At 70.9% G+C, this 13,752-nt stretch carries 11 protein-coding genes; 6 read left to right on the plus strand and 5 right to left on the minus strand.

What is annotated here, in order from left to right; genetic code table 11:
• Window positions 1-59: 59 nt before the first annotated feature.
• From ASD59_RS06060 to hisC, 4 genes are read left to right on the plus strand one after another with little or no spacing between them, the layout of a single operon-like run.
• The gene (locus ASD59_RS06060) at window positions 60-2,891 is read left to right on the plus strand and encodes an ATP-dependent DNA helicase (RefSeq protein WP_200943559.1); all 2,832 of its coding nucleotides are present in this window, start codon (window positions 60-62) and stop codon (window positions 2,889-2,891) included.
• Window positions 2,892-2,902: 11 nt separating this feature from the next.
• Window positions 2,903-3,952: a DUF2125 domain-containing protein gene (locus tag ASD59_RS06065; RefSeq protein ID WP_055829869.1), complete on the plus strand. Its 1,050-nt coding sequence runs from the start codon at window positions 2,903-2,905 to the stop codon at window positions 3,950-3,952.
• Entirely contained in the window at window positions 3,952-4,635 is a 684-nt protein-coding gene (locus ASD59_RS06070) for a hypothetical protein (RefSeq protein WP_055829870.1), read from the plus strand. Before ASD59_RS06065 ends, ASD59_RS06070 begins: the two co-directional genes overlap by 1 nt.
• 8 nt (window positions 4,636-4,643) lie before the next feature.
• Window positions 4,644-5,735 carry a histidinol-phosphate transaminase gene (gene hisC / locus ASD59_RS06075; protein WP_055829872.1) on the plus strand — a complete coding sequence of 364 codons (1,092 nt, stop codon included), beginning with the start codon at window positions 4,644-4,646 and terminating at the stop codon, window positions 5,733-5,735.
• On the opposite strand, the gene ASD59_RS06080 is transcribed toward hisC, so the two are convergent.
• The 3 genes from ASD59_RS06080 to ASD59_RS06090 all read right to left on the minus strand — a co-directional run bounded on the left by ASD59_RS06080 (window position 5,736) and on the right by ASD59_RS06090 (window position 10,352).
• Window positions 5,736-6,545, minus strand: coding sequence for a TIGR02186 family protein (locus ASD59_RS06080; protein ID WP_055829874.1), 810 nt, complete (start codon window positions 6,543-6,545; stop codon window positions 5,736-5,738). It lies immediately after the preceding gene.
• The gene (locus ASD59_RS06085; RefSeq protein WP_055829876.1) at window positions 6,542-7,465 is read right to left on the minus strand and encodes a sulfite exporter TauE/SafE family protein; all 924 of its coding nucleotides are present in this window, start codon (window positions 7,463-7,465) and stop codon (window positions 6,542-6,544) included. Before ASD59_RS06085 ends, ASD59_RS06080 begins: the two co-directional genes overlap by 4 nt.
• Window positions 7,466-7,589: 124 nt before the next feature.
• Window positions 7,590-10,352, minus strand: coding sequence for an SEL1-like repeat protein (locus tag ASD59_RS06090; protein ID WP_055829878.1), 2,763 nt, complete (start codon window positions 10,350-10,352; stop codon window positions 7,590-7,592).
• Between the two features lie 223 nt (window positions 10,353-10,575).
• On the opposite strand from ASD59_RS06090, the gene ASD59_RS06095 reads away from it, so the two are divergent.
• Complete coding sequence (locus ASD59_RS06095; RefSeq protein WP_235561736.1) at window positions 10,576-10,776, plus strand: hypothetical protein; 201 nt, start codon at window positions 10,576-10,578, stop codon at window positions 10,774-10,776.
• Window positions 10,777-10,837: 61 nt separating this feature from the next.
• Window positions 10,838-11,344, plus strand: coding sequence for a pyridoxamine 5'-phosphate oxidase family protein (locus tag ASD59_RS06100; RefSeq protein WP_055829882.1), 507 nt, complete (start codon window positions 10,838-10,840; stop codon window positions 11,342-11,344).
• A gap of 3 nt (window positions 11,345-11,347) precedes the next feature.
• Here ASD59_RS06100 and argF read toward each other — a convergent pair whose 3' ends face one another.
• Together argF and ASD59_RS06110 are read right to left on the minus strand one after the other, a co-directional pair.
• Window positions 11,348-12,262: an ornithine carbamoyltransferase gene (gene argF / locus ASD59_RS06105; protein ID WP_055829884.1), complete on the minus strand. Its 915-nt coding sequence runs from the start codon at window positions 12,260-12,262 to the stop codon at window positions 11,348-11,350.
• A gap of 2 nt (window positions 12,263-12,264) precedes the next feature.
• Window positions 12,265-13,458, minus strand: coding sequence for an aspartate aminotransferase family protein (locus ASD59_RS06110; protein WP_255356144.1), 1,194 nt, complete (start codon window positions 13,456-13,458; stop codon window positions 12,265-12,267).
• Window positions 13,459-13,752: the final 294 nt, after the last annotated feature.

Here is a 13,752-nt window from a genome sequence, read left to right on the forward strand (position 1 = left end):
ACCTCACGAACGGCTATCTATCGGACGTGTCCATCGACTCCCTCACATCCTCCGCGGCCCTGACCGGCGCCGAGCCCTGGCTGGTCCTGCCGCCGGCGCTGGCCATTCCGCCGGGCACGGGGGCGATCTGCGACGCCGACGGCCCACGCCGGATCGGGCGCGGCGCGGCCGAGGGCGCCTTCACCACCGCCCCGGTCATGGTCGCCCACGCCAGCCTGACCGCGCGCCGCCTGGGCATCGCCCCGCCGCCGCGCTCGGCCGATCTGCTCGACGTGCTGGAGCTGTTCGCCTTCGTCCGCCCCGCCCGCTTCTGCGCCCCCTCCCCCAGCGGTCTGGCCCTCGCCATGGGCATGAGCGAGCCGAAGGGGGCCGAGGCCCAAGCCCAGGCTCTGATGGACGCCGCCGCCGGCCTGCTGAAGGAACTGGCCGACCCCGCCTATCCCGGACGCGAGGAGGCCTTCACCCTGGCCGAAACCCTGGGCCGCGCGAGCTGGTCGTGGGCATGGCGCGTCTCGGGCGCCCTGCAGCACCATCCGGTGCGCGAGCGCCAGCATCGCGGCAGCGGTCTCGACGCCTGGTCGCGCCTGCCCGAGTGGGAGGATGAGGCGCCGCGCGGCGAGGCGGGCTCGGCCCCGGTCGACTCCGAGTCCGCCCGCATCCGTCTGGAGAAGCTGCTCCAGGCCTCGGGCCTCGACGAGACCCGCCCGACCCAGTCCGACTACGCGGCCGAGGCCGCCTTCGCCTTCTCGCCCCGCAACGAGGAGGGCCGTCCCCGCTTCCTGCTGGCCGAGGCCGGCACGGGCACGGGCAAGACCCTCGGCTATCTCGCCCCCGCCAGCCTGTGGGCCGAGCGCAACCAGGGGGCCGCCTGGGTCTCGACCTACACCCGCGCCCTGCAGCGCCAGATCGACCGCGAAAGCGCCGCCCTGTGGCCCGATCCCGTCGAGCGCAAGAAGAAGACCGTCGTCCGCAAGGGACGCGAGAACTACCTCTGCCTGCTGAACCTGCAGGAGATGGTTCAGGCGGCGCAGCTGGGCAACGGCGACCTGATCGGCATGGCCCTGGCCAGCCGCTGGGCCATGCACAGCCGCGACGGCGACATGACCGGCGGCGACTATCCCGGCTGGTTGCCCGGCCTGTTCGCGACGGGGCCCGGCCATCAGGCCAGCGCCGCCAACCTGGTCGACCGGCGCGGCGAGTGTGTCCACGCCGCCTGTCCCCATTACCGCACCTGTTTCGTCGAGAAGACCATCCGCGCCAGCCGCCGGGCCGACCTCGTCGTCGCCAACCACGCCCTCGTCATGACCCAGGCAGCCTTCGACGGGGCCCGTTCGGCGCGCGGCCTGAAGCAGGACGGCGAGACGGCCGCCCTGAAGCGCATCGTCTTCGACGAGGGCCATCACCTGTTCGACGCCGCCGACAGCGCCTTTTCGGCCTGCCTGTCAGGGCAGGAGGCCGCCGAGCTGCGCCGCTGGCTGCGCGGGCCCGAGGGGCGCGGCCGGCGCGGGCGCGGTCTGGAGCAGCGGCTGGGCGACCTGTGCGCCGACAACGAGGCGGCGACCAAGGCGCTGCAGGACGCCGTGCGCGCCGCGGCCCAGCTGCCCGGCGAGGGCGTGTCGGGCCGCATCGCCCCGGCCTCGGGGGAGGTCAATCCGGTCGGACCGATCGAACGCTTCCTGCTGGCCGCGCTGGAACAGCTCCGGGCGCGGACCAGCGAGAACGCATCCGGCAGCGGCGTCGAATTCGGCATGGAATGCTCGCTGCGCCCGGTCACCGAACCGGTGCTGGAAGCCGCGCGCGAAGCCGCCCAGGCGTTGGCCGCCGTCGAGGCGCCGCTGCTGGCCCTGTCGCGCCATCTGGAGGACATTCTCGACGACGAGGCGTCCGATCTGGACGGCGCCTCCCGCGCCCGCATCGAAGGAGCCCTGCGCGGCCTCGACCGCCGCGCCCGCATGACCCTGCCCGGCTGGCGCTCGATGCTGGCCGCGCTGGAGGTCTCGTCCGACGAACCCGACCCCGACTTCCTCGACTGGCTGTCGGCCGAGGCCGCCTTCGGCCGCATCATGGACGTGGCCCTGCGGCGCCACTGGATCGACCCGACCGTGCCGCTGGAGGCCGCCGTCATCATGCCGGCCCATGGCGTGCTGGTGACCTCGGCGACGCTGTCCGACCCGAACTCCGACGATCCCTTCGACATGGCCCGCCTGCGCACCGGCTCTGCCCGGCTGATCGAGCCGGCCCGGACGCTGAAGGTCGAGAGCCCGTTCGACTATGCCGCCAACGCCCGGGTCATCGTCGTCAACGACCTGATCAAGGACGACACGCGCCAGACAGCGGCGGCCATGCGCGAGCTCTTTCTCGCGGCGGGCGGCGGCGGCCTCGGCCTGTTCACCGCCATCCGCCGGCTGAAGGCGGTCTATGAGCGACTGGGTCCCGACCTGGCCAAGGCGGGCATCCCGCTCTACGCCCAGCACGTCGATCCGCTGGAGGTCGGGGCGCTGGTCGACGTCTTCCGTGCAGAACAGGATTCCTGCCTGCTGGGCACGGACGCCGTGCGCGACGGCGTCGACGTGCCGGGCCGGTCGCTGCGGATCCTCGCCTTCGACCGCGTGCCCTGGCCGCGACCCGACCTGCTGCACAAGGCGCGCCGGCTGCGCTTCGGCGGCGAGGGCGCGGGGGGCCGCAATTTCGACGACGCCCTGGCCCGCGCCAAAATGGCCCAGGCCTTCGGCCGGCTGATCCGCCGCGCCGACGACAAGGGCGTCTTCGTCATGCTCGACGCCGCGGCTCCCACCCGCCTGTTCGCCAGCCTGCCGCCGGGGACCGAGGTTCAACGCATGGGTCTGGCCGAGGCGGTGGAACAGGTTGGCGCGTTCCTCAAGGCAGACTAGACGGAGCCTTGATGACCCAGATTCACCCCACGCCCACCCGTCACTCCCGCCGGGGCCTGCTGATCCCCTTCCTGATCGCGGGCGCGCTGCTGGCGGCCTGGACCGGCTGGTGGTTCTATCTGACCCACCAGATCGAGACCCGGCTGGACGCCCAGGTGTCCGCCATGCGGCGGGACGGCTGGCGCATCGACTACGCCTCCCGAACCACCACCGGCTGGCCCTTCCGGGCGCGGATTTCGATTCCCCACGCTGACATCGTCGCCCCCTCGGGTCACGGGATCGCGGCGCCGGAACTGGTCGCGGAGGCCAACGCCTACAATCCCGACCGCTGGGTGGTGATCGCCCCGGACGGCCTGACGCTGACCCGCGCCGACAAGGGCAAGGTCGGCATCGCCGGCGACGGTCTGCGCCTGAGCGTCAGCCATCTGCGCGAGCGATTCCCCGACCTGCGGGTCGAGCTGATCCGCCCGACCTTCACCGCCCATGAGAATGCGGAACCCTTCCCCATCGCCGCAGCTGAACGCATCCTGCTCAATGTCCGCCCGCACCTGACGGAAGGCCGCGCCGCCACGGATGAGATGGATGTGGCCTTCGAGCTGGTCGACGCCCGCGGCCGTCCCGGCGGCCCGGTCGAGGGCGCGACGCGGCAGGGCCGGCTGACCGCCCGGATCGAGGGCACCATCCTCAACGCCAGCCGCCTCAGCGGCATGGATAGCGCCGGCGTGTTCGCGGCCTGGACCGCCTCGGGCGGGCGCTTCACGGCCATCAAGGGCGAACTGGAAGCGGGCGACAGCCGCGCTCACGTCGAAAGCGCCGGCCTTTCGGCCGACGCCGAAGGACGGCTGGAGGGCGAGGTCTCCCTGACGGCGGAACGGCCCGGCGCCGCCATCGCCGGCCTGGCCCGTTCGCAGTCCGGCGCCGTCAACCGCCTCGGCGCGGCGGGGGCCGCCGCGGCCACCGCAGTCTCCGGCGACCGGGGCGTCGACCTCGTCATCCGCTTCCGCGACGGCCGCACATGGCTGGGGCCCTTCGCCCTCGCCCCCGCGCCGAAGCTGTTCTGATGCTGATCGAGCCGGCCGAGGACGCCGATCGGCTGGCCCTCGACCGGGCCGTGGCGAACGCCGTCCGCGCCCGTCTGGCCGCCGGGGCGCGCCCCACGCCCGACGCCGAGGCCATCGCCCTGCGGCAGACGCTGGCGGGCGAGCCCCCTGCCGGAGCCGCCGTCCTGCGCGCGGTGCTGGGCCGGATCGACGCAAGCGTCGGCGCGCCTCTGGTGGTCTGGGGATCGGCCAGCCAGACCCTGGCCGCCGACCGCTACGGACTGACCGCCCGTACCGCCGCCGATCCGGATCAGGCCCTGGCCGTCGTCCGCGACGGCGCCCGCGCCCTGATGGACCTGACGCCGTCCTCGGCATGGTGGGGTCGCCTGTTGGCCGAGCCCGGCCTGCGCGTGGTCGGGGCCCTGCCCGACGACCGCCTGGGCGTACCGCGCGCCCTGATGATCCAGCAGGCGCAGCCCGGGCCCACGGGCGACGACCGCACCTTCTGGACCACCGACAGCGCCGCCCCGGCCGCCACGATCGTCGAGGCCCTGGGCGCCGCCGGCCTGGCCGCCAGTCCGCTGATCGCGGCAGGCGGCTTGAAGCTGTTCATCCTAGCGGGCTATGTGCAGGCCGAGGACGAACGGCTCGTATCCGCGCCCGGCGGCCTCAGCGGCGTCATCGGCGCCGCCCCCCTGTTCTGAAAGCACCCATGACCGACGCCCCCACCCCCAAGCCCGGCATCCTCGACATCGCCCCCTATGTCGGCGGCAAGTCGCGCATCGAGGGCGTGGCGACGCCGATGAAGCTGTCGTCGAACGAGAACGCCCTGGGCGCCGGCGAGAAGGCCCGCGCCGCCTATGAGGCCTCGGTCGCCAACATTCACATGTACCCCGACGGCCGGGCGACCAAGCTGCGCGACGCCGTCGCCGAACACCACGGACTGGAGCCCGAGCGGCTGATCTTCGGCAACGGCTCGGACGAGGTCTTCGCCCTGCTGAACCAGACCTATCTGACGCCCGGCGACAATATCGTCAGCGGCAAATACGGCTTCCTCGCCTATCGCATCAGCGCCCTGGCCAACCAGGCCTCGGTCAAGCTGGCGCCCGAGCCCGACTTCCGCCTGACGCCCGAAGCCATTCTGGGCGAGGTCGATGACCGGACCCGCATCGTCTACGTCTCCAGCCCGTCCAACCCGACCGGCAGCTACAATACGGCCGAGGAAATCCGCCGCCTGCACCAGGCCCTGCCGCCGCACATCCTGCTGGTCATCGACGAGGCCTATGCCGAATTCGTCGCCGAGCCGGACTGGGAGACCAGCTTCCCCCTCGCCCGCGACAGCCAGAACATCGTCGTCACCCGCACCTTCTCCAAGATCCACGGCCTCGGCGGCCTGCGCATCGGTTTCGGCTATGCGCCCCTGAAGGTGGCCGAGGCGGTCGACCGCATCCGCCTGCCGTTCAACGTCTCGGTGCCGGGCATCGAGGCCGCCGTCGCCGCCCTGGGCGACGAGGCGCACCAGCAAGCATCCCGCCAGCTGGTCGAGGCCTGGCGCCCGCGCCTGACCCAGGCCATCAAGGGCTTCGGCTTCGACGTCTTCCCGTCGGCCGGCAATTTCGTGCTGGTCCGCTTTCCCGACGAGATCCGCAACGCCGCGGCCGCAAACGACTATCTGAACTCCAGGGGCATCATCGTCCGCCCCGTCGGCGGCTACGGTCTGCCCGACTGTCTGCGCATCACCGTCGGCACGGAAGACCAGAACCGGGCGGTCATCGACGCGCTCAGCGAGTTCGCGGCGAGCTGACTACTGCCGCCGGAACACCCGGCTCGCCGCCCAGCCCGTGAACGCCGCCAGCAGGACGCACAGGAGGCCGTAGGTCCATGGACGGCGGTGGGCGAATTCGAAGACGTCGCGCTCGATGCCGACCTTTTCGACGGTCAGGGTCAGGTTGCTGACCGACACCGGCTCGCCGTCCTGGAACAGCCAGACCTCGGCGAAATAGCGGCCCGTCGGGGCGACGGCGGGCAGCTCGACCTCCGCCCGGAACAGGCCGCGGTCGACGAACTCAACGCCATCGGGATCGGTGTTGTACAGGGCCGCCGCCTCGCGCAGCCGGATCACGGCGCGGCGGAAGTCGAGATAGTCCTCGCCCAGTCGGCTGACGACCACGTCGCGCACGCCGTAGCGGGTGACGGTCCGGCTCTCCTCCGGGGCGTTGATCCTCAGGTGATCGACGCCGACGCCCAGCCGGCGCAGCTGGCCGAAGTCGGCGATGTCCGACAGGGGCCGCGTCGAGGCGGTCATGTAGAAGCCGGGCGCGCCCTCGAACAGCACGGGCCGGCTGTTCAGCCAGACGCCCATGTTGCGCGTTTTCTTGACTAGGCGAACCGGGCCGTCCGGTCCGCGCACCACCACCACCACGTCGGCGGGCTGGTCGCCGGGGTTGAAGACCGCGCCATACAGGACGATCGAGGCGCCCTGGAACCCGGAATCCACCCTCACCCGGGCGTCGGTCAGGGCTGCGGCGATGCGCACCTGGTCGATGGTTCCGATCGAGCGTTCCGGCGCCGGCGCGGCTATGGCGGGAGGCGGCGGCGGCAGGGCGGCGATCATTGGGCCACCCCCGGAGCGAAGGCGAACAGGTCGGACGGCCGCACGAACAGCTCCAGCCCCATCTGGATGCCGACCATCAGAACGATGAGACCCAGAACCGCTCGCAGTTCCTCGGCCCGGAACCGGCCCGACCATCTGGCCCCGTACTGGGCCCCGACGACGCCGCCCAGCAGCAGCAACATCGACAGGACGATGTCGACGGTCTGGTTTCGTCCCGCCTGGAGGATGGTGGTCATGGCGGTGACGATGATGATCTGGAACAGGCTGGTGCCCACCACCACCCCGGCCTTCATCCGCAGCACATAGAGCATGGCGGGCACGAGGATGAAGCCGCCGCCCACCCCCATGATGGCCGACATCACGCCGACGAACATGCCAAGCCCGAAGGGCGGGACGGCGCTGATGTAGAGGCCCGAACGCGGGAAGCGCATCTTCAGCGGCAGGCCGTACAGCCACAGCGGCCGGCGGCGCTCCTTGTGCGGCGCTACCTCGCCGCGCGCCCGGCGAAGAATCTGGCCCAGGCTCTCGTAGAGCATCAGGGTGCCTATGGCGCCGAGAAACAGCAGATAGGACAGGGCCACCGCCAGATCGGCCTGCCCCAGCAGGCGCAGGTAGCGGAACAGCTCGACCCCCAGCAGGGCGCCCAGGACGCCCCCGCCGGCCATGACCAGACCGATCTTGTAATCGACGGCCTTCTGACTGGTGTAGCTGATGACGCCGGAGGTGGAGGAGGCGACGACGTGGCTGGCCTGGCTGGCGACGGCCACGGCCGGCGGAATGCCCATGAAGATCAGGATCGGCGCCATCAGGAAGCCGCCGCCGATACCGAACAGTCCGGACACGAATCCGACCACCGCGCCCAGCAGAACCAGGAGCGGCCAGTTCACCGAAACCTCGGCGATTGGCAGATAGATATCCAAAGGACGCGCCTTCGGCTGGAACTGAAGTCAGGCGCCGGGTAGGCGACGATGGAAGTCTGGTTGTCCTAGACCCACCCGGCGGCCCCCGCCACCCGATGCGCCTGAAAAGCTTGGCGGTCCCGTCTCAGGCGAGCGGTTCGACCTGGAATTGCTCGACCTCGGCGCGAACCTGGGTCCGGATCGGTGCCGGGATCGTCTTGTCCAGACGCTCCGCCGCCGCCTGGGCGTCGCCGTCGCCGGCGCGCGCCGCGATCAGGTACCATTTGTAGGCCTGGGCGGGATCGGGCTCGATCGCTTCATCCCCGGTCTCGTACAGTTTGGCGACATTGAACTGACTGTCGACCAGACCGCGTTCGGCCGCCCTCCTGAGCCACGCCAGCGCTTCTCCCTGGTCCCGGGCGCCGCCGACGCCCTCGAACAGATACATGCCGTAGGCATGCATGCCCTTGGCGTCGCCGCCGTCCGCCGCGCGGCGGGCCCAGACCCGGGCCTCGCGCAGGTTCACGGGGACGCCCTCGGCGCCGTCCTGGTAAAGGCTGGCGAGATGCAACTGGGCCGGGGTGTAGCCCGTAGCGGCGGCGCGCTTGAGCGTGTCGACGCCGCTGTCGACGCCCGCGTCCAGAAGCTCGATCGCCTGCTGATACAATTCGGATCCGCGCTCCAGATCGGCGGGGGTCGGAGCGGTCGGCAACATGGCAAGGGCGGCGACGGGCTGGGCCTCGGGCGGAGCCGTCAGGCCGGGAATGTTCAGGCCCGACCCCGTCAGCTGGCCGGTCGCATAGGCGCCGCCTCCGGTGAGCAGGACCGCGATGGCCGAGGCGCCCAGGGCCTTGCGCACGGTGCCGCCGCCACGCGCAGCCTGTTTGTCCAGACGCTCCTGCAGCTTCGACTTGCCGCCCTTCTTCAGGCCGAAGCCGGACCGGGCGGGAGCCTCGGCGGCTTCCGGCGAAGCCATGGCCGCGCGGGCCGCGTCTATCGCCTGGCGCGTCGAGGAGGCGCGTCCCTGGGCCGCCGCGGCGCGCAGGGCGCGGGGGTCGACGAATTCGGTTTCGCCGGCGAAGTCGTCGGGGCCGGCGTCGAATTCCGCCGGGGCCGTGGCCTGCAGCGCGTCCGAAACGTCGGCGCCGCCGAAGCCCTGGCCAAAGGCGAAGGGGGCCGGTTGCGGCGCGGGCTCCGCAGTCTGCGCCAGCGGCGCCTCGGCGGAGACCTCGGCGGCCGCGGTTTCGGAGGGACGGCTGCCGAACGGAGTCGATACCGCCGGGGCTCCGTCGGTCCGGGGACCGCGCAGGACGGCGTCGAAGAGGGCGTCGGCGCTCAGCCCATCCTCGCCGGGCGCCGTGGGGCCGGATTGGGGCTCGGGCGGGGCCAGGTCGGCGGACCAGGCCTGCTGCTCGGCAAAGACGGGATCGTCGAAGGCTGGAGTTGCGAAGTCGGCGTCCGGGAAGGCCGCGTCCGGGAAGGCGGCCGCCCGCCACTCGGGTTCGACCGCAGCCGGACGCCCCGGCTCGGCCCGGCGCTCGATATTGCCCCGCGCCTCGGCGATCAGGGCCGCGGTGCGCTCTTCCGACAGCCGCATGCGTTCGGCCAGCTCGCCGGACGCGCGGTCGTAGCCCTGCTCGATCTTCGTGGAGCTGTCGGCGAGGCGCCGCCCGATGTCTTCCAGCGCCTGCTGGGAGCGTCGCTCGGACTGGGCGATGCGCTCGCTGAGCCGGTCGGAAATGCGGGTGATCTCGCCGCCCAGTTTTTCCAGGGCCAGGGCGTGCCGGTCGTCGGCGACGGTCAGCCGCTGCTCCAGCCCCTGGGCCAGACGGCCCATGTCGCTCTCGACCTTGCGGCTGATCACATCCAGCTGCATCGGAGCCGCGCTCTCGATGGTCTGGACCCGACCGTTCAGGTTCTGGGCGATGCGCAGGACCTCGCGGCCCATGTCCTCGACCGCCTTGGCCGAACGCTCCTCGGACGACTTGACCTGTTCGCCGATGGCGAGGACGGCGCGCTCGATGCGGTCCATCCGGCCTTCGGTCTCGGCGGTGTCGAGCCGCCGCATCATCTCGGCGCGATTGCCCTCGACCTGGCGGCTCAGGGTCTCGGCCAGTTTTTCGAAGCGCGCCGCCTCGCGGGCGCTCTCGGGTTCGATCCGGCCTTCGGTCGCCCGCAGGCGCTGGTCCAGTCCGGCGAACGAGCGCTCCAGGCCGCGCAGGGCCTCGGTGGTGCGGGTCTGGGCCTGATCCAGCCGCTGACCGACCTGGGCCAGCAGGTCGGCGCCGACGCCCGGCCCCGCGGCCTTTTCGACCGCGTCCATGCGCTGGCGGAGTTCGTTGACGCCCGAGCGCTGCCGCTCCTCGATGTCATACAGACGCCCGGCCAGGGCCCCCATGGTCGTCTCGACCTTGCCGAAGGTTTCGGCGGTCTGCGGGCCGACCTCCTGCTCGAAGCGACGCAGGCGACGATGGCCCTCGCGCAGTTCCTCGGCGATGTCGTCGATGCGGCGGGCGTGCGTCTTGCCGTCCTGATCCTGACCGTCCAGCCGGCGCACCAGCCCGGACACGGCCTGGTCGACGCCCTGGATGGCGATGGTCGAGCGCCGCTCGGCGGCTTCCAGACGCGCGGCGATGGCGTCGATCGAGGCGCCCAGACGGCCCAGCTGGTCGTCATGGCCGCCGTAGGCGTCGTCCATCCGGCGGCTGCGGCCGCGGCGTTCATAGCTTTCAGCGGCGTGCGGGCGGCGGGCCAGCGGAACGACGCCCTCGTCGTCGTCCCCGTCCTCCATGATGATGGTGTTCAGCCATTCGCCCAGCGTCATGCCGGACCGCCGGGCGAGGTCCTTGGCGATCTCGCGCGCCTTGGGCTCGATGCCCTTCACGCTCCACGGCGCGGCTGCGCTCACTGATTCGCCTCCCGACCTACTTGCCGAACGCTAGACGCCAAGATGATGCGTGTAAACGCGTGGTTAACCCCAAGATATGGTGGGACTCCAACTTCCTGTGGAAAGCCCCGACACCGGAGGGATTCTCGCGCCGAGGAGGTTAACGGCGGGTGAAGATTAACCTGTTGGAAAGGTCTCCGGGCTTGCGCAAACGCCCTGTCCGCGCCACCTCGCGCCGATGGACATGACCCTGACCCTGGCCCTGACGGCCGCCGCCATCGCCCTGGCGGTCTTCGCCGGCTGGCGCGGCTCACGACCCTGGGATCCGAGGCGCGGGGTGCGCATGACGCCGTGGCGACTGATCATGCTGCTGGCCGGCGCCGGCGTCTTCATCCTGGTGATCCATATCGGAACCCTGCTGGGCGTGCCGCAAAGGCCGTACTGAGGGGGAACCCGCACCCCTGCCCGGCCATTCCTGATCGACCCGACGATCAAGGAGACCCGCCATGGGCGACAAGACCCTCACCGCCGCCGAGGCCGAGAAGGAATTCTGGGACCACCTCAAGAAGTCCAACACCGGCATGCTCGGGCTGGACCAGCCCGGCTATCACGCCCAGCCGATGACCGCCTTCCGCGAGGAGGAAACCGGGACCATCTGGTTCTTCACCCGCGACGACACCGATCTGGCGAGGGACGTTTCGGTCGGCGGAGGCCAGAGCGCCATGTTCCACTACGGCTCGAAGGACCAGAACGTCTGGGCCTGCATCCACGGCCAGCTGTCGGTCGCCCACGACCGCGAGAAGATCGAGCGCTACTGGAACCCGATCCTCGCCGCCTGGTATCCCGGGGGCAAGGACGACCCGCACCTGACCCTGCTTCGCTTCGACGCCGACGACGGCCGCATCTGGGTCAATGAGGGCGGCTTCTTCAAATTCTTCTACGAGGTCGCCAAGGCCAATGTGACGAAGACGCTGCCGGACTCGGGCGGGGTCGTGGACGTCAACCTGAACTGACGCCTAGCCTGCGAAGCACCACGCCAGCACGGCCTTCTGGGCGTGGATGCGGTTTTCGGCCTCGTCCCAGACCAGGGATTTCGGTCCGTCGATGACGGCGTCGGTCACCTCCTCGCCCCGGTGGGCGGGGAGGCAGTGGAGGAAGACGGCGTCGCTCGACGCCGCGGCCATCAGCCGGTCGTCGACGCCATAGCCCTCGAAGGCTTCCAGACGCGCCTCGTAGTCGCCGTCGCCCATCGACACCCAAGTGTCGGTGACGACCACATCGGCGCCGGCCACGGCCTCGCGCGGGTCGCTGGTCAGGGCGACATGGTCGCCGCCGCGCGCCAGATCGTGGAGGTCGGGGTGGTAGTCGGCCGGGCAGGCGACGTTGAAACGGAAGCCCAGTTTCGGCGCGGCGTGCATGAAGCTGTGGCAGACGTTGTTGCCGTCGCCGACCCAGGCGATCGTCTTGCCGGCGATCGGGCCGCGATGCTCCTCGATGGTCATCAGGTCGGCGAGGATCTGGCACGGGTGCGAGCGGTCGGTCAGGCCGTTGATGACAGGCACGGTGGCGACGCGGGCGAAGCGTTCGACGTCCTCGTGGCTGTTGGCGCGGATCATGACGGCGTCGACCATGCGCGACAGAACCCGGGCGGTGTCCTCGACCGGCTCGCCGCGGCCCAGCTGCATGTCGCCGGCGTTGGCGATGATCGAGGCCCCGCCCAGCTGGCGGATGGCGGCGTCGAAGCTGAAGCGGGTGCGGGTCGAGTTCTTCTCGAACACCATGGCCAGGACACGGTCCCTGGCCGGAGCGTCGGCGTCGACCCTGCCTTTCGGCCAGCCCTGGCGCGCTGCCTTGCGGGCGTGGGCGTCGTCGAGGATGGCGCGAAGCTCGTCGGCTTCGAGTCTGTGGATGTCGAGGAAATGCCGGACCATGATCAGGCCGCCATCTTGGTGCGGGCGAATTCGCAGGTCCGCTCGAAGCGTTCGATCGCCTCGCGGGCCTCTTCCAGCGTCAGGTTCAGCGGCGGCAGGATGCGGCAGCAGTTGTCGCCGCCGCCGGCCACCAGAAGGTGGTTCTCGTCGCGGGCCCAGCCCATGAAGTCGCGGTTGTTGGGGACCAGCTTCACGCCCAGCAGCAGGCCCTTGCCGCGCACGTCGACGATGACGTCGGGATAGCGTTGCGCCAGACCGTGCAGCTGCTGTTTCAGATAGCCCGAGATCTCGTTGACGTGGGCCAGGGTCTCCGGCCTGGAAATCTCCCCGAACGCGGCCCGGCCGACGGCCATGGCCAGCGGGTTGCCGCCGAAGGTCGAGCCGTGCGCGCCGACCGTCATGCCGCTGGCGGCCTGGGCCGTGGCGAGGCAGGCGCCGATGGGGAAGCCGCCGCCGAGAGCCTTGGCGATGGCCATGATGTCGGGCGTCATGCCGGCCCATTCGTGGGCCCACAGCCGGCCCGTCCGGCCCATGCCGCACTGGACCTCGTCGAAGATGATCAGGACGCCGTTCTCATCGGCCATCTGGCGCATCCAGCGCAGGTCCTCGTCGGGCGTGGCGCGGCAGCCGCCCTCGCCCTGCACCGGCTCGAGAATGACGGCGGCCGTCGTCGGGCTGCGGAACGCCGCCTCCAGCGCCTCCCTGTCGCCCCAGATCAGCTGGTGGAAGCCCTCCATCGGCGGGCCGAAGCCGTTGGTGTAGCTGGGGTTGGCCGCGGCGTTGATGGCGCCGTAGGTGCGGCCGTGGAACGAGCCGTCGAAGCCGTAGATGTCGATCCGCTCTGGCTGGCCGTTGGCCGAGTGATATTTCCGCGCCGTCTTCAGCGCGCATTCGACCGCCTCGGTCCCCGAGTTGGTGAAGAAGACGACGTCGGCGAACGACTTCTCGCACAGGGCGTCGGCGAGGGCCTCCTGGCCCGGAATCTTGAAGATGTTGGAGACGTGCCAGAGCTTTTCGGCCTGGTCCCTGACCGCCTGCACGAGGATCGGGTTGGCGTGGCCGAGGGCGTTGGTCGAAATGCCCATGACGCAGTCGAGATATTCGGTCCCGTCCTTGCCCCACAGACGCGCGCCCTGACCGCGATCCACCTCCAGCGGCGCACGGTTGTAGACACCCATCAGATGGTCAGTGGACACGGGGCAGGCCTCCAAAAGCGAGACGGCCCCGGCGCCGGAGAGCGTCGGGACCGCCTGAAAAAGGGTCAGGTCTTGTCGGACGGGGGACGGGGTTAGTCAACAGGTTGGGGGGCGCCTGGCGTGCGTCATCGCCGCGTCCGGAGAAGCGGTTGGGGAGGTCGCGGAGCGCGGGCGGCTTGGCCCGGAACCGGAATGTGGCCCCCTGCTTTCGCGTTACGGGGACCGGATGTGTTTTCGGCGTCGCCGCCTTCGCTCCGCGCGACCGGTTCACGCAAGCCGACGGGGGCGGGCTTC

It is taken from the genome of Brevundimonas sp. Root608, from assembly GCF_001427825.1.
GTDB lineage: Bacteria > Pseudomonadota > Alphaproteobacteria > Caulobacterales > Caulobacteraceae > Brevundimonas.